15 protein-coding genes and 4 pseudogenes are annotated in these 22181 nt (G+C 68.4%); 8 read left to right on the top strand and 11 right to left on the bottom strand.

Annotated elements, in window-relative coordinates; translation table 11 throughout:
• Window positions 1-271: 271 nt before the first annotated feature.
• Window positions 272-2535 (bottom strand): annotated as a pseudogene (locus tag BJF85_RS25140) ((Fe-S)-binding protein).
• Between the two features lie 148 nt (window positions 2536-2683).
• On the opposite strand from BJF85_RS25140, the gene BJF85_RS25135 reads away from it, so the two are divergent.
• Window positions 2684-3010, top strand: coding sequence for a multidrug efflux SMR transporter (locus BJF85_RS25135; protein WP_075850456.1), 327 nt, complete (start codon window positions 2684-2686; stop codon window positions 3008-3010).
• Window positions 3007-3570: a TetR/AcrR family transcriptional regulator gene (locus BJF85_RS25130; RefSeq protein WP_075850394.1), complete on the top strand. Its 564-nt coding sequence runs from the start codon at window positions 3007-3009 to the stop codon at window positions 3568-3570. Before BJF85_RS25135 ends, BJF85_RS25130 begins: the two co-directional genes overlap by 4 nt.
• On the opposite strand, the gene BJF85_RS25125 is transcribed toward BJF85_RS25130, so the two are convergent.
• Together BJF85_RS25125 and BJF85_RS25120 are read right to left on the bottom strand one after the other, a co-directional pair.
• Complete coding sequence (locus tag BJF85_RS25125; RefSeq protein ID WP_075850393.1) at window positions 3549-4079, bottom strand: VOC family protein; 531 nt, start codon at window positions 4077-4079, stop codon at window positions 3549-3551. The genes BJF85_RS25130 and BJF85_RS25125 overlap by 22 nt on opposite strands.
• A gap of 681 nt (window positions 4080-4760) precedes the next feature.
• Window positions 4761-5333 (bottom strand): YbhB/YbcL family Raf kinase inhibitor-like protein, encoded by a 573-nt coding sequence (locus tag BJF85_RS25120; protein WP_255375919.1) that lies wholly within the window; start codon window positions 5331-5333, stop codon window positions 4761-4763.
• A gap of 178 nt (window positions 5334-5511) precedes the next feature.
• Here BJF85_RS25120 and BJF85_RS25115 point away from each other — a divergent pair, with 178 nt between their 5' ends.
• From BJF85_RS25115 to BJF85_RS25095, 5 genes and pseudogenes are all read left to right on the top strand, one after another.
• On the top strand, window positions 5512-6255 hold the full coding sequence (locus BJF85_RS25115) for a DUF4097 domain-containing protein (protein ID WP_139320859.1): 744 nt from the start codon (window positions 5512-5514) through the stop codon (window positions 6253-6255).
• Between the two features lie 263 nt (window positions 6256-6518).
• Window positions 6519-8394 (top strand): annotated as a pseudogene (gene dnaK / locus BJF85_RS25110) (molecular chaperone DnaK).
• A pseudogene (gene grpE / locus BJF85_RS25105) lies at window positions 8391-9175 on the top strand (nucleotide exchange factor GrpE). Before dnaK ends, grpE begins: the two co-directional pseudogenes overlap by 4 nt.
• 27 nt (window positions 9176-9202) lie before the next feature.
• Window positions 9203-10402, top strand: a complete 1200-nt coding sequence (gene dnaJ, locus BJF85_RS25100; protein ID WP_075850392.1) for a molecular chaperone DnaJ — start codon at window positions 9203-9205, stop codon at window positions 10400-10402.
• A complete protein-coding gene (locus BJF85_RS25095; protein ID WP_075850391.1) occupies window positions 10402-10842 on the top strand; it encodes a heat shock protein transcriptional repressor HspR in 441 nt (146 codons plus the stop codon). The genes dnaJ and BJF85_RS25095 overlap by 1 nt, the downstream gene beginning before the upstream one ends.
• A 114-nt stretch (window positions 10843-10956) precedes the next feature.
• On the opposite strand, the gene BJF85_RS25090 is transcribed toward BJF85_RS25095, so the two are convergent.
• Complete coding sequence (locus BJF85_RS25090; protein WP_139320858.1) at window positions 10957-11682, bottom strand: dienelactone hydrolase family protein; 726 nt, start codon at window positions 11680-11682, stop codon at window positions 10957-10959.
• 340 nt (window positions 11683-12022) lie between these two features.
• Between BJF85_RS25090 and BJF85_RS25085 the strand changes: the two genes are divergently transcribed.
• Window positions 12023-13531: an alpha/beta hydrolase gene (locus BJF85_RS25085; protein WP_075850389.1), complete on the top strand. Its 1509-nt coding sequence runs from the start codon at window positions 12023-12025 to the stop codon at window positions 13529-13531.
• A gap of 6 nt (window positions 13532-13537) precedes the next feature.
• On the opposite strand, the gene BJF85_RS25080 is transcribed toward BJF85_RS25085, so the two are convergent.
• The 7 genes and pseudogenes from BJF85_RS25080 to BJF85_RS25050 form a co-directional block, all read right to left on the bottom strand.
• Window positions 13538-14209, bottom strand: a complete 672-nt coding sequence (locus BJF85_RS25080; protein ID WP_075850388.1) for a response regulator transcription factor — start codon at window positions 14207-14209, stop codon at window positions 13538-13540.
• Window positions 14210-15514: a sensor histidine kinase gene (locus tag BJF85_RS25075; RefSeq protein ID WP_255375918.1), complete on the bottom strand. Its 1305-nt coding sequence runs from the start codon at window positions 15512-15514 to the stop codon at window positions 14210-14212.
• Between the two features lie 94 nt (window positions 15515-15608).
• Window positions 15609-16391 carry an acyl-CoA dehydrogenase family protein gene (locus BJF85_RS25070; RefSeq protein ID WP_075850387.1) on the bottom strand — a complete coding sequence of 261 codons (783 nt, stop codon included), beginning with the start codon at window positions 16389-16391 and terminating at the stop codon, window positions 15609-15611.
• Entirely contained in the window at window positions 16388-16681 is a 294-nt protein-coding gene (locus BJF85_RS28305; RefSeq protein WP_075850386.1) for a hypothetical protein, read from the bottom strand. Before BJF85_RS28305 ends, BJF85_RS25070 begins: the two co-directional genes overlap by 4 nt.
• 144 nt (window positions 16682-16825) lie before the next feature.
• Complete coding sequence (locus BJF85_RS25060; RefSeq protein WP_139320856.1) at window positions 16826-18001, bottom strand: globin domain-containing protein; 1176 nt, start codon at window positions 17999-18001, stop codon at window positions 16826-16828.
• Window positions 18002-18486: 485 nt separating this feature from the next.
• Window positions 18487-20088 (bottom strand): sodium:alanine symporter family protein, encoded by a 1602-nt coding sequence (locus tag BJF85_RS25055; RefSeq protein ID WP_075850385.1) that lies wholly within the window; start codon window positions 20086-20088, stop codon window positions 18487-18489.
• A gap of 324 nt (window positions 20089-20412) precedes the next feature.
• A pseudogene (locus BJF85_RS25050) lies at window positions 20413-22012 on the bottom strand (alanine/glycine:cation symporter family protein).
• Between the last annotated feature and the right edge of the window lie 169 nt (window positions 22013-22181).

The following is a 22181-nucleotide window of genomic DNA, read 5'->3' as shown; positions in this document are numbered from 1 at the left end:
GCTGCGTTGTGCTCGCTGCGGTCCGGTCTCGCTGGTTCGTTCGGGGGATTCATGACCCACGCCCTCGCCTCGCACTGTCCGTGCTCATGTCGTCGCCGGGTGCGACGACATGAGAGCAGGCGATGCTACTCGCACGCGCCCGACGCGATTGTGGAGAAAACCGATGGGCCGTGTATTTCGGGCACGTAAACTTGCAGTGTTTTCGCCGCGATACGCCGCGGGCGCCGCCCCGGAGTCCGGAGCGGCGCCCGCGCGTGTTCACCGTGTCGGGTTACTTGGCGTCATCCGACTGGGCGCCACCCTCGCCTTCGGCAGTCGGGGCCGCGTCGGAGTCCCCGGCGCCGACGCCCGCCGGCTGCTTGCCGCCGCGCTTGACGGCCGAGAGCAGCAGCTGCGAGACGTCGACGACCTCGAGATCCTCGCTCGCCGCGCCGTCGCTCTGCCGCGACGTCACACCGTCGTTGAGCATCACACGGCAGAACGGGCAGCCCGTCGCGATCTTCGACGCGCGGTGCCGAGCGCCTCGTCGACGCGCTCGACGTTGATCCGCTTGCCGATCTGCTCCTCCATCCACATGCGGGCGCCACCGGCGCCACAGCACATGGAGCGGTCACCGTGCCGCGGCATCTCGCGCAGATTCGCGCCCGCCGCGCCGACCAGCTCACGCGGCGCCTCGTACACCTGGTTGTGGCGGCCGAGGAAGCACGGGTCGTGGTAGGTGATGTCCTCGGCGACCGGGGCCACCGGGGTCAGCCTCTTCTCCCGCACCAGACGGTTGAGCAGCTGGGTGTGGTGCACGACCTCGTAGTTGCCGCCGAGGTCCGGGTACTCGTTGGCGAGCGTGTTGAAGCAGTGCGCACACGACACGACGATCTTGCGCTTCGACTGCTCCACGTCCTCGAACACCGAGTTCAGCACCTCGACGTTCTGCTGCGCGAGCATCTGGAACACGAACTCGTTGCCCGCACGGCGAGCCGGGTCACCGGTGCACGTCTCCTCCGGGCCGAGCACCGTGTACTTGACGCCCGCGATGTGCAGCAGCTCGGCGACGGCCTGCGTCGTCTTCTTCGCGCGGTCCTCGAACGCACCGGCGCAGCCGACCCAGAACAGGTACTCGGTGTCGTCGGTGAACTCGCCGTCGAAGACGGGCACCTCGAAGTCGAGGTCGTCGGCCCAGGCCATGCGGTCCTTGGCGTTCTGACCCCACGGGTTGCCCTTGTTCTCCAGGTTCTTGAACAGGGCGTTGAGCTCGGTCGGGAAGTTCGACTCGATCATCACCTGGTAGCGGCGCATGTCGACGATGTGGTCGACGTGCTCGATGTCCACCGGGCACTGCTCCACGCACGCACCGCAGTTGGTGCACGACCAGAGCATCTCGGGGTCGATGACGCCGTTCATCTCGGCGTCGCCCACCAGCGCACGCTCCGACTCGGCGAGGGCCAGGACGTCGATGCCGGCGTGCGGGTCGTCGCCCGTCAGGCCCACCTCGTCGCCCGCCATGTCCTTCTTACCGCCCGCGAGCAGGTACGGCGCCTTGGCGTAGGCGTGGTCGCGCAGCTGCGTGATGAGCAGCTTCGGCGACAGCGGCTTGCCCGTGTTCCATGCCGGGCACTGCGACTGGCAACGGCCGCACTCGGTGCACGTGGAGAAGTCGAGCCAGCCCTTCCAGCTGAAGTCCTCGACCTGGCCGGCGCCGAAGACGTCCTTCTCCGGGTCGGCCTCCTCGAAGTCGAGCGGCTTGCCGCCGCTCATCATCGGCTTGAGCTTGCCCAGCGCGACGCCGCCGTCGTCCTCGCGCTTGAAGTAGATGTTGAAGAACGCGCTGAACCGGTGCCAGGCGATGCCCATCGTCAGGTTCCGGCCGACGACGGCCAGCCAGATCATGCCGGACAGCAGCTTGATCAGCGCCATGATCGACACCCAGATCGTGGCGGTGGGCAGCACCTCCGCGAGCGGCTGGGTCACGAAGCTCGACCACAGGGGCGCCTCGGTGATGCCGCTCGAGAACTTGAACGCCTTGACACCGAGGATGCCGAGACCCTCGATGATCACCACGGCCTCGACGAAGTAGGCCGCACCGAAGTTCGAACCGGCGAACCGCGACTGGCGGTCGGCACGGCGCGGGTGGTTCAGCTGGCGGATGATCACCAGCGCCACACCGGCGACCACGGTGCCGATACCGAGCAGTTCGAGCAGCAGCTTCCACGGCGCCCAGTCACCGATGATCGGCCACGCGAAGTGCGGGTCGAAGATCTCGCCGTAGGCCTCGAACAGGGCCAGCGAACCCAGCAGGAAGCCCCACATCACGACCCAGTGCCAGGGCCCGACGCTGCGGAACTTGTTCATCCGCGTGTGCGCGGCGAACTCGATGATGAGCGTCTTCAGACGCGCCGCGAACGGTCCGTTACGCGTGCTGTCAGGCTGCCCGAGTCGGATGATCTTCACCTGCCGGACGACGGCGGCGGCGAACACCCCCCAAGCGGCGATGCTGACGGCAACGCCGATCACGCCGAGCGTGATCTGCAGTGCACCCATGATCGGGCCTTTCGGTTCGGTCTTCGTGGTGGGTGACGGGAGCGTATCTCTTCCTACTGAGGAGTAATGGATCGGAGATGCCCAAGTCCCACTGATGTGGCAGAAACCTCGCAGTTAGTGGGACGTACGTTCAGGTAGTTTGGCCGACGTGAGTGCGTACGTGTTGATCGCCGGTGCGATCGTGGCCGAGGTCGTCGGCACCGTGTCCTTGAAACTGTCCGAGGGCTTCAGCAGGCTCGTGCCCTCGATCGTCGTGGTCATCGCCTACATCACGGCGTTCTTCCTGCTCGGTCGCGCGCTGGCGAACGGACTGCCCGTCGGCGTCGCGTACGCGATCTGGGCGGCGGCCGGCGTGGCGCTCGTGGCGCTGATCGGCGCGGCGTTCCTCGGCGAGCCGATGAACGCGACGATGGTCCTCGGGTTGGCGCTGGTGATCGGTGGTGTCGTGCTGCTCGAGATGGGGCGTCCGGCATGAAACGGCAGGCCGACGGCAGGAAGCTGCGCGGCGAGAAGCGCCGCACCGAGATCATCGAGGCGACGCTGCGCGTGATCGAACGCGACGGCGTCGCCGGCGTCACGCACCGCACCGTGGCCGCGGAGGCCGGCGTGCCCACGACGTCGACGACGTATCACTTCGCGACCCTCGACGACCTGCTCGTCGCCACGTTGATCGACTGCGCGCGCGACATGGCCACCGAGGTGTACTGGATGATCGACCGTGCCCGCTCGCACGGTCGTGGCCGCGGCGCCGACGAGATCGCGAACCTGCTCGCCGAGGCGCTCGGGCCGAAACGCGGACGCACGATGGCCGAGTACGAGCTGTATCTGCTGGCCGCGCGGAAACCGGAGCTGCGGCCCGCGGCGCGGCGCTGGCTGGACGTGCTGACCTCGATGGTCCGGCACGACGACGAGGTCGCCTTCCGCGTCTTCCTCGCCGGTATCGACGGACTGCTCGTGCAGGGCCTCATCGACGACGAACCCCCCACCGCCGAGGAGCTCCGCCCGGTCGTCGACTACCTCCTCAACCCGAGGTAACCCGCCGCCGTGTCAGCACCCCACGACGCCGTGTCAGCACCCCACGCGGGCGTGTCAGCGTTCTGCGTCGCCGTGTTGGCATTCCGCGACGTGGCGTTGGCATGTCCCGGGCTCAGGAACAGGCAGAACGGATGACCCGCGGGGTCGAAGAGGACGCGCACATCGTCCTGTGGCTGGAAATCCGCGAGCGTGGCACCAACGCCAAGCGCATGATCGACCGCGGCGGGGAGGTCGTCGACCGCGATGTCCAGGTGCGCCTGAACCTGTTGACGGCCTGCTTCCGAAGGCCACGTCACGGGGACATATGTGGGTTCGTATTCGAAGTTCAGTGTCGGACCCGCGCCGTCGGGGCGGATCTGTGCCCAGCCGTCTTCGGGCGGGTATCCGGGCCGCGGCGGTTCGGTCACCGTGATCCGGACTCCGAGCAGGGCGGCGTAGAACTCGGCCAGGGCTCGCGGGTCGGGTGCGGCGAGCGACAGGGATGTGGCGCGCAGGGTCGGTCCGGCCATGTGCGAACCGTAGGCGTGGCGACGTGGGATGGCGACACAGCGCCGTGGGGTGTCAACACGGCGACGCCAAGTGCCAACACGGCGACGCGGGATGCTGACACGGCGACGTGGGGTGCTGACACGGCCGCGTGCATGCGGGCACCGCGCCGGCTGGAGTTCCGGCGCGGTGCCCGATCAGCGTGACCGGTCAATCAAGCCGGTCGGCTGCCGTCTGATCAGAGCGGCAGGAAGGCCAGCAGGCCGTCGACCGTGGCGAGAACCGGGGCAAGCACGCCACCGATGGTGTCAACCAGATCAGTAAGCATTGTGGATCTCCTTGTGCGTTGAGGGGCTGTTGCTACTGGAGTGTGTTCGCGCCGGCCGGGCGAGATCGAAACGCGAGTCGATCGCCACGCGTTCGATGTCGCGCATCAAATCGGGAACATGTGTCACGCCGGTAACCGGTGTTTACCGTGAGGTTGCACCATTTGTCCGACATCGAAGGTCGGTCCGAGTTTTCGCAGGCGAGGGGCCTGCATGTCGCCTCGCGAGACGTGAATCACATTCATGTTCAACGCGATCGGCCGACGGTTGGTGAGGACGGGCCATCGGGTGTCGAACGCAGAACACGCGTGCCCTGCGGGAGGGCACGCGTGTCCGTGAGCAGTGGGTTCCGTCCGGGGCGCTCGAGCCCCGAGGGCGTCAGCCCTTGTTCTCGTGGGTGGGCGTGATGATCGCGCGGGCGAGCGTGCTGCCGAACATGTTGAACGACAGGAACGCGGGCCGGGACTCGTCCGGGATGTCGAGAGTCTCGACGTCGAGGGCGTGCACGGCGAACATGTAGCGGTGCGGGCCGTGCCCGGGAGGCGGCGCGGCGCCGAGGTACTGACGCACCCCGCCGTCACCGGAGAGCATCTTCGCGCCGGCGGGCAGATTCGCCCCGCTCGGATTGCCCGCGTCCGTGGGCAGCTCGGTCACCGACGCCGGGATGTTGAACACCGCCCAGTGCCAGAACCCGCTCACCGTCGGCGCGTCCGGGTCGTAGCACGTGACGACGAAGCTCTTCGTGCCGTCGGGGAAGCCGGACCACGCCAGATGCGGCGACGTGTCCTCGCCGCCTGCGCCGAACAGGCCCGACAGCTGCGGGGTCGGCAACGGCTGCCCGTCGGCGACGTCGTCGCTGCGCAGGTCGAAGGACGGCACCTGCGGCAGGAAGTCGTAGGGGTTGAAGTTGAACGGCGCGTCGGCCATCTCACGCTCCTCGCGGATCGACATGTGCGGCTCCGCCCCGAGCGTAGGCACCACCGTGTTGCGGCCGACACACCCGTACCCCGAACGCAGACCCCTGGGAGCCCCTGAGGCGGCGGTCCGGGACAAGCCCGGGATGTCCCCAATGTCGCCGCCGGTGCCACGCGCCTACGGTTGCTCCTGACACGAACCGAGGGGAATCGACATGGGACGTCCGATGGTGCAGCGCCCCGCGCTCGCGGTCGGCGGGATCGCCGTTATGGCCGCGGGTGTTGTGCTCGCGTTCGGATGGTTCGACGAGACGACCACCGAGCGCACGTCCACGTTCGCCGCCGACGAGGTGGACCGGATCGCGGTCGACGTCGGGGGCGGCAACGTGGCCGTCCGGGTGGAGGACGTCGACGAGATCACCGTGGTCGAGCGGTTCTCGTACCGCTGGAACGAACCGGGGGACGCGCATTCGGTCTCCGACGGCGCGCTGCACCTCGACGGCTGCGCCATGTGGTGCCGCGTCGACCACGAGGTCGTCGTGCCGCGCGCACTGGCGGTCGACGGCGAGATCGGCTCGGGAACCCTCGACATCGAGGGGGCGTCGTCGGCCGACGTCCGCGCCGGGTCGGGGACGCTGCGGCTGTCCGACGTCACCGGCGACGTGCAGGTCGATGTCGGGTCCGGCACCGCCGAGTTCACCGGCATCGGCGGGGAGGTCGTCGCCGACGCCGGCTCGGGCTCGCTCGTCGGACGGGACCTGCGGGGCGCGGTCGAGGCGGACGCCGGTTCGGGCCGCGTCGACCTCGAGCTCGCCGAGGCCGCGGACGTGACCGCGTCGGTCGCAGCGGCGACGTGCGCGTCGTCGTCCCCGACGGGGACTACCGCGTCGAGGGCGACACCGGCAGCGGGACGCGCGAGCTCGGCATCGGCCACGACCCCGACGCCCCGCACACCCTGACTCTCGACTCGAACAGCGGTGACGTCACACTCATCGGCAGCTGAGCCGACCGGCCTGCGGGAACAAACGCCGCTGGTCGGCCGTTGACCCGGCAGGAAGGTTGAGTTGGCATCGCTCAAGTCTGGTTTGACGCCACTCGGCCAACCGCGCTAGAACTTGAGTGAGCCCCGCTCAGGTCTTCGGATCACGCGCGTGAAGGCGGCAGAACGGCCCGCGCGAAACGCAGCAGGGGCATCCACAGGAGCAGTAGGAGGGAAAGACACATGGCGCGAGCGGTCGGCATCGACCTTGGCACGACCAACTCGGTCGTTTCGGTCCTCGAGGGCGGTGAGCGACGGTCATCGCCAACTCGGAGGGTGCCCGCACCACCCCGTCCATCGTGGCGTTCGCCAAGAACGGCGAGGTGCTCACGGGCCAGCCGGCGAAGAACCAGGCCGTCACCAACGTCGACCGGACCATCCGGTCGGTCAAGCGGCACATGGGCACCGACTGGAACACCGAGGTCGACGACAAGGCATACACCGCCCAGGAGATCAGCGCGCGCGTGCTGATGAAGCTCAAGCGCGACGCCGAGTCCTACCTGGGCGACGAGGTGACCGACGCGGTCATCACCGTCCCGGCGTACTTCGAGGACGCCCAGCGGCAGGCCACCAAGGAGGCCGGCCAGATCGCGGGCCTGAACGTCCTGCGCATCGTCAACGAGCCCACCGCGGCCGCCCTGGCCTACGGCCTCGACAAGGGCGAGAAGGAACAGACCATCCTGGTCTTCGACCTCGGTGGCGGCACGTTCGACGTCTCGCTGCTCGAGATCGGCGAGGGTGTCGTCGAGGTCCGCGCCACCAGCGGTGACAACAACCTCGGTGGCGACGACTGGGACGACCGGATCGTCGACTGGCTGGTCGACAAGTTCAAGGCGTCCAACGGCATCGACCTGACCAAGGACCGCATGGCCCTCCAGCGCATCAAGGAGGCCGCGGAGAAGGCGAAGATCGAGCTCTCGAGCTCCTCGACCGCCAGCATCAACCTGCCGTACATCACGGTCGACGGCGACAAGAACCCGCTGTTCCTCGACGAGACGCTGTCCCGTGCCGAGTTCCAGCGCATCACCTCGGACCTGCTCGAGCGCACGCGCAACCCGTTCAACAACGTGGTGCGCGACGCGGGCATCTCGGTCGGCGAGATCGACCACGTCGTGCTCGTCGGCGGTTCGACCCGTATGCCGGCCGTGACCGAGCTGGTCACCGAGCTGACCGGCGGCAAGGAGCCGAACAAGGGCGTCAACCCGGACGAGGTCGTCGCCGTCGGCGCCGCGCTGCAGGCCGGCGTGCTCAAGGGCGAGGTCAAGGACGTCCTGCTGCTGGACGTCACGCCGCTGTCGCTGGGCATCGAGACCAAGGGCGGCGTGTTCACCAAGCTCATCGAGCGCAACACGACCATCCCGACCAAGCGCAGCGAGATCTTCTCGACGGCCGACGACAACCAGCCGTCCGTGCAGATCCAGGTGTTCCAGGGTGAGCGCGAGATCGCCGCGCACAACAAGAAGCTCGGCATGTTCGAGCTGACGGGCCTGCCGCCCGCACCGCGCGGCGTGCCGCAGATCGAGGTCTCGTTCGACATCGACGCCAACGGCATCGTGCACGTCACGGCGAAGGACCTCGGCACCAACAAGGAACAGTCGATGACCATCACCGGCGGCTCCGCGCTGCCGCAGGAGGACATCGACCGCATGGTCAAGGACGCCGAGGCGCACGCCGACGAGGACCAGAAGCGTCGCGAGGAGGCCGAGACCCGCAACCAGGCGGAGACCCTGGCCTACCAGACCGAGAAGTTCGTGTCCGACAACGAGGACAAGCTGTCGGACGAGCTCAAGGGCAACGTCAAGTCGGCCATCGACGAGACGAAGGAGTCGCTGAAGGGCGACGACATCGCCAAGGTCAAGGAAGCCGTCGAGAAGCTGAACACGGCCTCCCAGGAGCTCGGCCAGGCGCTGTACGCGAACGCGGGCGCGACGGTGCGGGTGCTGCGGGCGCCGGTGCCGCGGGCGGCGACGCGGGTGCCGCCGGTGGTGACGCCGGCTCGGCGAAGGCCGACGACGACGTCGTGGACGCCGAGATCGTCGACGAGGACGACAAGAAGTGACCGAACGCGACGAGACCGACCAGCAGGAGTCCGAACCGGTCGTGGTGCGGGATCGCCGCAAGATCGACCCGGAGGCCACCGCCGCGTCGCAGGCCGAGCAGGGTGAGCCCGGCCCGGCCGACGTCGTGGACGCCGACCAGGTGATCGACGCCGATGTCGTGCAGGGTTCGGAGGCGCCCGCGGGCGCTCCGGCCCGGAGGCCACGGCAGCTGAGGCGGCCGAGGCGGGTTCGCCCGTCGAGGCCGACCTGGCCAAGCAGCTCGAGGAACGCACCGCCGACCTGCAGCGCGTCCAGGCCGAGTACGCCAACTACCGGCGGCGTGCCGACAAGGAGCGCGAGCAGCTCGCCGCGTCGGGCAAGGCCTCGCTCGTGGGTGACCTGTTGCCGCTGCTGGACGACCTGGAACGGGCCGCCCAGCACGGCGACCTGACCGGTGCGTTCAAGTCGGTGGCCGACAAGCTCGTCGAGGCGCTGGAGAAGTCCGGCCTCGAGCCGTTCGGCGCCGAGGGCGACGAGTTCGACCCGAGCGTGCACGAGGCGGTCCAGCACGACACGTCGCCCGACGTGTCCGGTCCGACCGTCACCACCGTGCTGCGGCGCGGGTACCGGTTCGGCGATCGCGTGCTGCGGGCCGCGCTCGTGGCCGTCACCGACCACGAGCCGGGCGCGGCACCCGCCGCATCCACTGTGGACGGATCGGCGGACGCGCCGGCCGAGGAGCCGATCGACCCGCCGGTCGAAGGCGAACTGCCCATCGACACCGATGAGCAGAAGAACTGACGAGAAGCGGAAAGGAGGAGACGTCCGATGAGTGCTCGGGAGTGGCTCGACAAGGACTTCTACCGTGAGCTGGGCGTCTCCTCCGACGCTTCCACGGACGAGATCAAGAAGGCCTACCGGAAACTGGCGCGGGAGAACCACCCCGACGCCAATCCCGGCAACACCGAGGCGGAGAAGAAGTTCAAGGCCGTTTCGGAGGCCTACGGCGTACTGTCCGATTCGGACAAACGCAAGGAGTACGACGACGCGCGCGCCCTGTTCGGCTCCGGCCGCACCGGGGGCGGCTTCGGCGGCTTCCCCGGCGGCACGGGCGGTCCGGCGGGCGGCTTCGACCTCGGCGACATCTTCGGCCAGGGCGGCAACGCCCAGGCCGGCGGCGGTTTCGGCGGACTCGGCGACATGCTGGGCAACCTGTTCGGCCGCCGCGGCGCGCCCGGCGCGGCCGGCGGTGCCCACCGCGGGCAGCGCGGCAGCGATGTCGAGACCGACGTGCGGATCGACTTCGCCGAGGCCGTGAAGGGCGCGACACTGCCGCTGCGGCTGTCGAGCCCGGCGACGTGCGGCACGTGCGGCGGCAACGGCGCGCGACCCGGAACGGCGCCGCGCATGTGCACGACGTGCTCCGGTGCCGGCCTCGTGACCCGCAACCAGGGCGCGTTCGCGTTCTCCGAACCGTGCCCCGACTGCCGCGGCCGCGGCCAGCAGATCGACGACCCCTGCCCCGAATGCGCGGGCGAGGGCGTGTCCACGCGGACGCGCACGCTCACGGTGCGGGTTCCGCCGGGCGTCGACAACGGGCAGAAGATCCGCCTCGCCGGACAGGGCGAGCCGGGCAAGGGCGGAGCGCCGGCGGGCGACCTGTTCGTGCGTGTGCACGTCAACGGCGACGACCTGTTCGGCCGCTCGGGCAACGACCTGACCATCACGGTGCCCGTCGAGTTCACGGAACTGGCGCTCGGCACGACGTTGAGCGTGCCGACGTTGGACGCGAAGGTGTCGGTGCGCGTACCGGCCGGCACGGCGAGCGGGCGCACGCTGCGCGTGCGCGGCAAGGGAATCGCCAAACGGGATGGTGCCCAGGGCGATCTGCTCGTTACGCTGCAGGTGGTCGTTCCGGCCAAGGTCGAGGACGACGCGAAGGCAGCACTCGAGAAGTACGCCGACGCGGTCGCAGAGCACGATCCGCGACCGGAGATCACCGCGCTGCTGCGCGAGCGAGGTGCGTGATGTTCGGATCAGGTTCCCCCGGGTTCGGGATGCCGCACGGCGCCGACGAGGACACCCCCGTCTTCGTCATCTCCGTGGCGGCCCAACTGTCGGGTCTGCACGCCCAGACGTTGCGCTCGTACGACCGGATGGGCCTCGTCTCGCCCGGTCGTACGACCGGCGGCGGTAGGCGCTACTCCATGCGCGACATCGCCCAACTGCGCGAGGTGCAACGCCTGTCGCAGTCCGAAGGCGTCAACCTCGCGGGCGTCAAACGCATCATCGACCTCGAGAACCAGGTCGAGGCGTTGCAGGCCCGCGTCACCGAACTCGCGGAGGAACTGTCGGCGGCCTATGCGGCGGCCGAACAGGCCGCGGCAGCGGTCCACGCCTCCTACCGCAAGGACCTCGTCCCCTTCCGCCAGCAGAACGCCCTGGTCGTCTGGAAACCCACCCGCTGAAACGCGGCCGTGTCAGCACCTGGCGTCGCCGTGTTGGCATTCTGCGACACCGTGTCAGCACCTCGCGCGGGCGTGTCAGCATCCCGCGTCGCCGTGTTGGCGTTCTGCGGTCGGTCAGCCCTGCGAGGCCTGCGGACCGGCGAGGTGTTCGTGGAAGAACGCGAGCACCCGGCGCCACGAGTCCTCGCTGGCCTCGTGGTCGTAGGCGAACCCCGTGATGCGCGCGGCGAGGTTGAACGGGCCCAGCGGCAGCTGATTGGCGAAGCTGTGCTTGGCCTGCGGATACTCCTTGACGTCATGGGTGACACCGCGCGCGGTGAGCTCGGCCTCGAGCGTGGCCGCCGCGCCCTTCAACGTCGGGTCCTTGCCGCCGAAACTCGCGACCACCGGGCACGCGTCGTCGAGCACCGACATGTCCGCAGGCAGCTGGCCGTAGTACGGCGCCGACGCGCCGAAACCGCTGTTGGCTGCCACCAACGCGAACCCGCCACCCAGACAGAAACCCACGATCCCCACGTGGGACGTGCAGTCAGCGCGTGCCGCCAACGTCCGGCGCGTCGCGTCGAGGTCGGCGAACGCGCGGCCCTCACCTGCCAACATCGCCCGGAACACCGACCGGACGCATCGCACCAGCCCGCCCCGTGAGTACAGATCCGGTGCCAACGCCACGAAACCCGCCGTCGCGAACCGGTCCGTGATCAGCCGCGTGTCCCGCGTGATCCCGAAAACGTCGTGCACCACCACGACGCCCGGCCACGGACCCGGCCCCGACACCTCCGGCTGCGGGACCGCCAGATAGCCCCCGATCGACCCGTCCTCGACCTCGATCCTCGTCTCCACCACAACTCCCAGCGGGTAGGGAACTCCCATCGTCGCAGGTGTGGGTGGGTGGCGCGAGCGGTTGTGGGTTGGATGGTTGACAGGTCGCGGGCGAGGTGGGCCGGATGCCGTGCGCTCCAGGTCGCCAACACGGCGACGCCAAACGCAAACACGGCGACGCCAAACGCTGACACGGCGACGCGGGGTGCTGACACGGCCTCGGGTCTGCGACCTGGGGCTGATCCCGCTTTCGCCTTGGGGTGGGGAGATACGTAGTCGCCGGGCCGATGCGGATCGCGCTGGTGCTCGCGAAGAATCACTCCGGTATCGACAGCGGGGATATCGGATTGTGGGGCGACACATGCGCAGGACCGCAGCTTTGATCATGGCGGGGGCCACGGCGTTGACAGCGGTGCCAGGAGTGGTGGCCGTCCCTGGAGCCGCGGCAGCGGCGTCGGAGGAGCGGAGTGGGTCGGCCGGCCCGGAGGGCCTGACGTGGGGTCCGTGCCCCGAGGAGATCGACACACCCGACCTGGAGTGCTCGACGCTGACGGTCCCAGTGGACTATCGGGAACCCGGAGGGACCACGATCGAGGTACACGTGTCCCGCCTGCCGAGCGAGAATCCGGCGAAACGGCGCGGTGTGCTGCTGACCAATCCGGGAGGCCCGGGCGGTCCGGGCCTCGAGTATCCGGCTCAGTTGGCTGCCGGACTGCCGGAGCAGGTGCTGGACTCCTACGACCTCATCGGCATGGACCCTCGTGGTGTCGGACGCAGCGCCCCGGTGACCTGCGACCTGACGGACGAGCAGCGGGCGCGCGGTGCGTTTCCCCAGTACGCCCACACGAGCGCCGACGTCAGGGAGGAAGCGACGTTCGCGCGGACGATCGCCGAGCAGTGCGCGACGTCGAGCACGGGGTGGATGTTGCCGCACCTCACCACCGCGAACACCGCACGCGACATGGATCGGCTCCGTGCGGCGCTCGCCGAACAGAAGGTGTCCTACCTGGGCGCCTCCTACGGCACCTACCTCGGCGCGACCTATACGACCATGTTCCCGGAACGCAGCGACCGGGTCGTGCTCGACAGCAACCTGGGTGCGGGCGGCTACGACTACGACGCGATGCGCGGGTTCGCCCGTGGCATGGCTGATCGATTCCCGGACTTCGCGGAGTTCGCCGCCGCCCGACCGGAGTACGGACTGGGTACGACGGAGGCCGAGGTGACGGCCAAGTTCTTCGAACTGGCCGCACGTCTCGACGACACACCCGTCGAGGGCATCGACGGCACGATATTTCGTGGCATGACGTTCGAGCTCCTGTACGTCGACGCCCTTCTGCCGCTGCTGGCCGAGATGTGGCAGGCGCTCGACGAGAACAGCCCGCTTCCGGACCCTCCTCCGTCGCCGTCGGGCGACATGGAGAACCTGATGTCCGCCCGGCTCGCCGTGACCTGTGCCGATTCGCGCTGGCCGGATTCGGTGCGCGACTACCGGCGCAACGTTGCCGTGGATCGGCTGAAGTACCCGATGCTCGGCGGGTCGACGGCCAACGTCAGCCCGTGCGCGTTCTGGCCGGACGAACGGCCCGAGCAGCCGGTCGCCATCGGTGACGACGGTCCGTCCAATGTGCTCATGGTTCAGAACGAACGTGATCCGGCGACCCCGTTGGCGGGTGCGCTCGAACTGCGGAAGGCCTTCGGGAGTCGCGCGACGATGGTGACCGCCGACCAGGGTGGACACGGCGTGTACCCGTTCGGTGCCAACACGTGCTCCAACGAGGCGACGACCGAGTATCTGACCACCGGGCGCATGCCGGCGCAGGACATGGCGTGCGCGGCGGAACCGGACGAGCGGGTCACCGGGCAGTAGCGGTGCTCACGCCTCCGCGTCGCGGACGACGAGCGCGATCTGCACCCGGTTGCCTACGGCCAGTTTCGACAGCAGGTTTCCGGTGTGGGCCTTCACGGTGGCCACGCTGATATGCAGCCGCTGCGCGATCTCCGGGTTGCCCAGTCCCTCGGCGATCGCCCGCGCGGTGTCGAGTTCCCGTTCGGTCAATGTGGACAACTTCGCCCGCGCGGTCTCCCGGGAGGCCGCGCGGGTGTCGGCGGGCGGGGCCGCGGTCGCGGCGGCGATCACGCGCGCCGCGGCGGTCGGCGACAGGGTGGGGTCCCCGGCGGCGACCGTGCGGACGGCGTCGACGATCTGCGCGGGTGGCGTGTCCTTGAGGACGAAGCCGAGCGCCCCGGCGCGCAGGGCGCCGACCACGAGATCGTCGGAGTCGAAGGTCGTCAACATGAGGACCCGCGGCGGGTCCGCGGCATCCAGGATCGCGGTGGTGGCGTCGATTCCGTCCCGGCCGGGCATGCGCACGTCCATGAGGACGACGTCGGGTGCGTACTCGGCGACCGCGTCGATGGCGGCGTCACCGTCCGGTGCCTCTGCGACGACGGCCAGATCGGACTCCCCCTCCAGGACGAGTCGCAGTGCCATGCGCACCAACTGGTCGTCATCGACGATGAGCACCCGCGTCGGGTCGTTGTCCACTCAGGATCCTTTCTCCACATCGATGCCGGTCGACGGTAGCCGCGCGGTGAGGACGTAGCCGCCGTCGGCCGTGGCGCGGTGGTCGAGCGCGCCTCCGGCGAGCTGTACGCGTTCGGCGAGTCCGAGCAGCCCGAATCCGGACACCGGTGGTGCCGGAGCCGGGGTGGGCGTGGGTGAATTGCGGACGATGACGTGTAGGTGTCCGATGTCGTTCCGCTCGACCGTGACGCTCACCCGCGAGCCGGGGGCGTGCTTGGCGGCGTTGGTGAGTCCCTCCCGGACGATCCGGTAGCAGGTGCGGCCCACGGTTTCGGACGGCACGGACGGCATGTCCGTCGCGAGAATGACGTCCAGCCCCGCCGACCGTGCTTCATCGACGAGGTTCGGCACCTCCTCGAGAGAAGGTTGGGGCGGTTCGGGACCGTCCGGTTCGGCGCGGAGCACGCCGAGGACCTCGCGCAGTTCCTCGAGTGCGCGGCGGGAGCTGTCGGCGATGCTGCGGACCAGGACGCGGCTGTCCTCGGCGCCGAGGTCGCTGCGGTGGTCGAGAACCCCGGCCTGCATCGACACGAGGGAGATGCGATGGGCGAGCACGTCGTGCATCTCGCGGGCGATCCGGTTGCGTTCCTGGGTGCGGGCCTGCGCGGCGCGGGCGTGCTGCTCGCGTTCGGCGCTCTCGGCGCGTTGGCGCAGGGATCGCAGCTCGACGCGGCGTGCGCCGATCGCCGCGCCGACGGCCGCTGCGATTCCCGTGACGAGTGCCCCCGCGAACAGTTGGAGCCACAGTGGACCGTCCGCCGGATCGCCCATGCCGTACTCGACGTAGAGCTGCGAGATCCCCGCCAGGACGACGGCCGCGGGAGCGATCTCGACCGGACGTCGACGGGTGGCCAGCGAGCACAACGCCAGGAGTGCCGCGCCGGCCGCCGCGGTCGAGGCGACGGTCGCCACGGCGGTGATCATCGCGACGGTGAACGGGAACCGCCGACGCCACAGGACCGCGGTCAGGCAAGCCACCCCCACCGCAGGGTCACCGATGGCGTACCAGGTGGGCAGCGGCCCGACCTGGAGGAGCAGCGCCGCATTGGACCACCACGCCAGAAGGCCGAGCGCCGCGGCCGCGAGGATCCGCCATGTCTGCTGGGACGGCGTGAGTCGCGGTGCGGCGTCGGTGGTCACGGGTGTCAGTATCGCCGCGCGGGTCGGCCTGCGCACCCGACCTGGGTCGAAGACGGTGTTGGACTCCGGTCGGGGTGCCTCGGGCCGCCGGGCGGATGCGGCGTGGCGGACGATGCCGATCGCCAACTCGCGCCGCTCCCACCATGATCGTCCGAAACGGACAGTGCATCACACGACACGACCCGCCATCGTGCTGATGGCGGGCCGTCGGACCCGAGAACTACGATGCGGCGGCCACCTCCGGACGGCGGCCGCCCGTGGTGTCGAACGCGCCGGTGCGGACATCGTGGTGCAGACGCTTCAGCTCGCCCTGCGCATGGATCGAGCTTGCGCCCGCGATCTCCAACGACAGGTCCACGACCTGGGTGGCCGTGTCGGCGGCCTGCTGCTTCGCCGCCGACAACGTCGCCAACAACTCGTCGGGAACGTAGCCGCCGGCCAGGGCAGTGGTGAGATTGTCCAACCGGGCCGTCTCGTTCTCCAACAACAGCCTTGCCTCCGCCGTACGGTGCTGCACCGACGACGTGTGCGGCACCGAATTGGCACCGACATGGGCGGCGTTGCGGCGGCGCGCACTGTCCGTCGCCGTGTCGAGCGCACGCTCCGCGATACCGAGCGACACGTTGCCCAACAAGGGCAGCGCCCACGGGAAAATGCGCGACACGGTACCCGGGCGGTGTCCGAACGCGACGGTCTCGACGACCTTTTCCCGTGGCACGAACACGTTCTCGAGCACCGTGTCCTCACGATCCACCCGAACACCGTCGGCGGAACGGTCCACGAACGCATGCACCACGGTCGAACCCTGCGGATCGGTGGAGTTCGTGGCGTGCACGCCCAACCAGTTCCACACCGACGCCAACGGCGTCGCCGGCACGTGGCCGTCGAACACATACCCACCCGGCACCGGAACGGCCGACGTGGCCGCCGGAACGTCCGCCGTCTCACCGTGGCTCGCCGAGACGAACCGGCCCGCCACGGCCTCCTCCAACAACCACGTCAACCGGCGATCCCCACCACGGTGCACATCCGCCGCCGCGCCCGTCCAGAACACGTGCACAGCCACCACACGCGCCGTCGGCGCGCCCAATACGCCAACCTCCGTAGCTCCAGATTCACCTCATGCACACTCAAACCCTCACCACCGAGCTCCTCCGGCACCGCGGCCCGGAGAAAACCCGCCCCCGCCAGATCGGCCAGATCCTCCGCCAGCGCATCGGCATCGGCCCCATCGCCGGCGGCGCGGGCGTGGAGGGTGTGCAGCAGTTCGTCAGTCAAGATGTGTCGGCTCATGAGCTCAACGTAGAAGCGCCCATCAAGCCGAAGAAAGCAAATCCAGAATGTGGGAACACCGATTTTCCGGCGAGAATGTTCCGACGTGCGAAGAAATTGTTTTCGAGAGTTAGTAATGGAGTGTTCTCACCCGCGCGGACGAGGTCACTCCACCGTGAACGGGTCGTAGCGGATCTGGTCGAGCGTCGTACCGGCGACGAGCATGCGGCTCACCGTCGCCCGGACCATCGACGGCGAACCCGACACCAGCACGTCGTGGTCCTGCCATGCGCCGTGCGCCGTGACCGCGTCGGCGAGCGTGCCGACCTCGAAACCCGACAGGCCCGCATCCTCCTCGACCACGGGAACCACCGTCAGCCACGGATTCACCGCAGCCAACTGACGCAACGCCTCCAGCGCATACAGATCCTCACGCTTCGGCCCGCCGTAGAAGATCGTCACGTTCGGGTTCTGGCCGAATCGGCCCAGGTCGTCCACCAGCGACTGCAGCGGCGCTACGCCGGTGCCGCCCGCGACCATCAGCACGTCCCGGCCCGCGTCGCGATCGACGTGCAGCCGGCCCATCGGCGCACCGAACCGCCACACGTCACCGGGCTGCGTGTGGCCCACGATGCCCCGCGACACCCACCCACGGTCGATCGCCCGCACGTGGAACTCGAGCGAGCCGTCGGGACGCGGCGCGTTCGCCGGGGACAGGTAGCGCCACAACCGCGGCCGCTGCGGAACCTCGACACTCAGATACTGCCCCGGCCGGAACGGGATGTGCCGATCCGGCTCGATCCGCACCAACGCCAGGTCCCAGCTGAGCCTGCGGTGCTCGGCGACCGTGCCCGTCCACGACGCGGGGTACTCGTCCGCCTCCGCCGCATCCTGCATCGAACGGGCGACGATGGTGAACGCCTCCGCCCACGCGCGCTCCACCTCCGGGGTCCACGAGTCCTGCAACTGGCGCTTCACCGCGGCCAGCAGCGCCGTCCCGATCGCCTCGTAGTGGTGCGGCTGCACGCCGAACTTGCGGTGGTCGCGGCCCAGCTGCACCAGGTAGGGCGCGACGTCGTCGGGCCGGTCCACCGACTGCAGGATGTTGACGATCGCGCGCACCAGCTTGCCGCTACGCACGTCCATGTGGATCGGGAAGAAGTCGCGCGCCTCGGGGGCGAGCGTGAACAGCATCCCGTAGAAGAACTGGGCGACCTCCGGTGTGTACGGCTCGCACTCCTGCCACGACTCGCGGACGTGCCGAACCATGGTCGTCACGGCTTCCGGGGTCTCCCGGTTGTCGGCGACCTTCGGGATCGGGTTGATCGGCTCGGCTGTCATGTCGCGACGCCGGATTCGTGGAAGGGGGCGAGGTTGATACGCACTGTGATCGTCAGGGCCTTTCGGAGCTAGGCGCGCGTGGGTGACCCGGCGGTCTGCGCGGAACCGCCGGTGGACGTCGAACCACGGTCAGCGCGACACGTCGAACGCGACGCGGAGCTCGCTGTGAAGCACACTGTCCAATCCACCTTTCGGTGCTGTACGCACGGCCCAACCCTAGATTCATGTGCAGCTGCACGGTAGGGCGAACGGGCGAGGTTGTTTCGTTGTTGCTCCGGACGGGTGGTTGCGGGGTCCGTTTTGCGGCGAACATCACCACCAGCCCCGACAATACGTGATCCCTTGATGACGCACAGTCAATCACTTTGCGTAGTCGACATAGCCACTCGGACGTGTTGCAGGCGCCGACGACGGCGAACGGCCCGGCACCCACAGTTGGATGCCGGGCCGTCGCTACCGGGACTGGGGTCGTCGGGCCGGAGCCGTCAGACCTCGGTCATCTTGTCGTTCCGTTGGATCTCACCGCTGTCGATCTTGCCGAGGAAGGCCTTGACCTCCCTCTTCACGATCGGCATCAGCAGATACAGACCCGTGATGTTGAACAGTGCGACCACGAACAGCACCGAGTCGGCGAAGTCGATCACCGACTGGAGCGTGATCACCGCGCCCGCGGCCGACATGGTGCAGAAGATGACCTGGTAGATCCGGATCGACACGAGGTTCTTGCCGAACAGGTAGCCCCAGGCCTTCTCGCCGTAGTAGCCCCACGTGATGAGCGTCGACAGGGCGAACAGCACCACCGCGACGGTCAGCAGGTACGGGAACCACGGCATGACCGTGGCGAACGCGTCCGAGGTGACGGTGACGCCGTCCGGCGCGTCCGCACCGTCCTGGTTGACCGCGATGAAGCCCTCGCTCCAGATGGCCGGAGCGGCGATGACGATCGTCAGCGCGGTGAGGGTACAGATGATGACCGTGTCGATGAACGGCTCGAGCAGCGCCACGAACCCCTCGGTCGGCGGGTTCTTCGTCTTCACCGCGGAGTGCGCGATCGGGGCCGAACCGACACCGGCCTCGTTCGAGAAGGCGGACCGCTGGATACCGACGATCAGCGCACCGATGATGCCGCCCGCGACGCCCTCGCCGGTGAACGCACCCTCGAGGATGGTGCCGATGGCGCCGGGCACGGCGCTGAGGTTGGCGCCGATGACCACGAGGCACGCGGCCAGGTAGATCAACGCCATCGCCGGCACGAGTCGCGAGGTGACCTTGCCGATCGACTTGATGCCGCCGATCAGCACGACACCGATGATGATCGCCAGGATGATGCCGAACGTCAGCGCCGAGCCGTCGTTGCCCAGCCAGCCGTCGTCGCCGCCCGTCACGTTCTTCAGCTGCGCGAACGCCTGGTTCGACTGGAACATGTTGCCGCCGATGATCCCGAAGAACAGGATGCCGATGGCGGTGCAGACGGCGAGGACCTTGCCGAGGCCGACGCCGAACGCGCCCTTGATGACCTCCGGCACGCCCTTGCTCAGGTAGTACATCGGGCCGCCGGACACGGTGCCGTCGGCGTGCTCCTCGCGGTACTTCACACCGAGGGTGCACTCGACGAACTTCGTGGCCATCGCGAGGATGCCGGCGCAGATCATCCAGAACGTCGCACCGGCACCACCGATCGTGACAGCGGCACCGACGCCGGCGATGTTGCCGAGGCCGACGGTGCCGGATAGAGCCGAAGCGAGGGCCTGGAAATGGTTGATCTCGCCGGGTTCGCTCTTGTCGGTGTACTTGCCGCGGACGATGTCGGTGGCGAGTTTCAGCTTCCGGATCTGAATGAAGCCGAAGTACACCGTGAACACGATCGCGCCCAGGATCAGCCAGGCGACGATCCACGGGAACTCGACCCCGCCGATCGCGACCTCACCGAAGACGAAGCCCGACACGGACTCGGAGAACGGGGTGAAGTTCCCCTCGATCCACCTCTCGATGCCGCCGAAGAGGCCTCCGCCGCCTTCTTCCTGCGCAAGGAGGTTCGTGGAGTCGGGCGGTGTGGTTTCCGCTCCGACTGTGCTGTGCAGATACATGGTCAGGTAGTTGACCTGAACGAATGGTGTAGGGCAAGACAAAGGACCGTTTTGTTACAGCGTGTTATCGAGAATCCTGATCCGTGTAGGTCCTCGCTCGGGCACTCGGCGCAGGTCAGTGCGCCGAATGGCGTATTCCGGGCGTTGCGGGTCCACCATTCGCAGCTGCAACGGGAGCTCGGATGAGCGCCGAGTTGATCACGGTCCGTGCGGTCACCGGCGTGCAGAGTGACGTGGACCACCCCGGAAACGACAGTGCCCCCGTGGGCCCCATGGTTGCTTTGAACACGACCAAGGGGCCCACGGGGGCAACCGGCGGGAGTGTCAGGCGTCGGTCTTCTTGTCGACGTGCTGGATCTCGCCGGACTTGATCTTCCCGACGAAGCCCTTGACCTCCTTCTTGACGATCGGCATGAGGAGGTAGAGGCCGATGATGTTGAACAGCGCCAACGAGAACACCACGGCGTCGGCGAAGGAGAGCACCGCGCCGAGCGTCAGCACGCAGCCGACGACGACGGTCAGGCAGAACAGCACCTGGTAGATGCGCTCACCGATGCGCGAGCGGCCGAACAGGAACGTCCACGCCTTCTGGCCGTAGTAGCCCCACGTGATCATCGTCGACACGGCGAACAGCACGACCGCGACGGTCAGCACGTACGGGAACCAGGGCAGCACGGTGCCGAACGCGGCGGACGTGATGGCCACGCCCTGCTCGTTGTCGGGCGCGTCGCCGCCTGCGAAGACGGTGGCCTGCGTGTCGGTCCACATCTGCGGGCTGGCGATGACGATCGTCAGCGCGGTCATGGTGCAGATGACGACGGTGTCGATGAACGGCTCGAGCAGCGCGACCAGGCCCTCGGTCGACGGGTTCTTCGTCTTCACCGCGGAGTGCGCGATCGGGGCGGAACCCAGACCGGCCTCGTTGGAGAACGCCGAACGTTGGAAGCCGACGATCAGGCGCCGATGGCACCGCCGACGACACCCTCACCGGTGAAGGCGCCGCTGATGATCTGCACGATCGCGTCCGGCACGCTGCCGATGTTCATGAGGATGACCAGCAGGCACGCGGCGATGTAGATCAGCGCCATCGCGGGCACGAGCCGGCTCGTCACGGCGCCGACGGACTTGATGCCGCCGATGATCACCATGCCGACGACGGTGGCGAGGATGATGCCGAAGACCAGCGCCGAACCGTCGCTGCCGAACAGCCCCTCGTCGCCGCCCGTGACGCTCTTGATCTGGGAGAACGTCTGGTTGGCCTGGAACATGCTGCCGCCGGCGATGCCGAAGAACAGGATGCCGACGGCGGTGCAGATGGCGAGGACCCTGCCGAGGCCGACGCCGAAGCGTTGGGGAAGCGCTCGGCGAGGCCCTTGCGCAGGTAGTGCATCGGCCCGCCCGAGACGGTGCCGTCGGCGTGCTCCTCGCGGTACTTCACACCGAGCGTGCACTCGACGAACTTGGTACACATGCCGAGCAGGCCGGCCACGATCATCCAGAACGTCGCACCGGCACCACCGATGGTGACGGCCACACCGACACCGGCGATGTTGCCGAGACCGACCGTTCCGGACACGGCCGAGGCCAGTGCTTGGAAATGGTTGATCTCGCCCGGCTCGTCCTTGTCGGTGTACTTACCGCGCACGATCTGGATCGCGAGTTTGAACCGGCGGATCTGGATGAAGCCGAAGTACACCGTGAAGATGGCCGCGGCGACGATCAGCCACGCCACGATCCAGGGGAAGCTGACCCCGAACAGGGTGATCTCGGCGAAGACGAAGGCCGAGAACCCGTCGGAAATCGGGGTGAAGACCTCGTTCACCCAGTTCTCGATGGAGGCGAGGACGCCACTCTCGGCCGCGAGGACGTGGGTGTTTCCCGACGACGACGGCGGGTTTGTCAAGGCTGCGCTCGGTACAGGCATGGACTACACATTGACCCGGATGGGCTCGCTCAAACAAGGCTTTCCCAGGGTTTGTTACGCGGAGTTGTTACAACCGGAGGGCCCGATCCGTGGTATAGGCGGCAAACCGCACATAGCGCTCATCTGGGTTGAGCGGAACAGACTCAAGTTTCCTGACGTTGGACTACGT

Source organism: Saccharomonospora sp. CUA-673 (assembly GCF_001942305.1).
In the GTDB taxonomy this organism is placed as follows: domain Bacteria; phylum Actinomycetota; class Actinomycetes; order Mycobacteriales; family Pseudonocardiaceae; genus Prauserella.
The sequence above is the reverse complement of the archived record's forward strand: the minus strand, read 5'-3'. Positions and strand labels throughout refer to the sequence as shown.

Coding starts and splice junctions, on each gene's coding strand:
- BJF85_RS25130 (WP_075850394.1), top strand. CDS start 3,007: ATGAAACGGCAGGCCGACGGCAGGAAGCTGCGCGGCGAGAAGCGCCGC.
- BJF85_RS25125 (WP_075850393.1), bottom strand. CDS start 4,079: ATGGCCGGACCGACCCTGCGCGCCACATCCCTGTCGCTCGCCGCACCC.
- BJF85_RS25120 (WP_255375919.1), bottom strand. CDS start 5,333: ATGTCGATCCGCGAGGAGCGTGAGATGGCCGACGCGCCGTTCAACTTC.
- BJF85_RS25115 (WP_139320859.1), top strand. CDS start 5,512: ATGGGACGTCCGATGGTGCAGCGCCCCGCGCTCGCGGTCGGCGGGATC.
- dnaJ (WP_075850392.1), top strand. CDS start 9,203: ATGAGTGCTCGGGAGTGGCTCGACAAGGACTTCTACCGTGAGCTGGGC.
- BJF85_RS25095 (WP_075850391.1), top strand. CDS start 10,402: ATGTTCGGATCAGGTTCCCCCGGGTTCGGGATGCCGCACGGCGCCGAC.
- BJF85_RS25085 (WP_075850389.1), top strand. CDS start 12,023: ATGCGCAGGACCGCAGCTTTGATCATGGCGGGGGCCACGGCGTTGACA.
- BJF85_RS28305 (WP_075850386.1), bottom strand. CDS start 16,681: ATGAGCCGACACATCTTGACTGACGAACTGCTGCACACCCTCCACGCC.
- BJF85_RS25060 (WP_139320856.1), bottom strand. CDS start 18,001: ATGACAGCCGAGCCGATCAACCCGATCCCGAAGGTCGCCGACAACCGG.
- BJF85_RS25055 (WP_075850385.1), bottom strand. CDS start 20,088: ATGTATCTGCACAGCACAGTCGGAGCGGAAACCACACCGCCCGACTCC.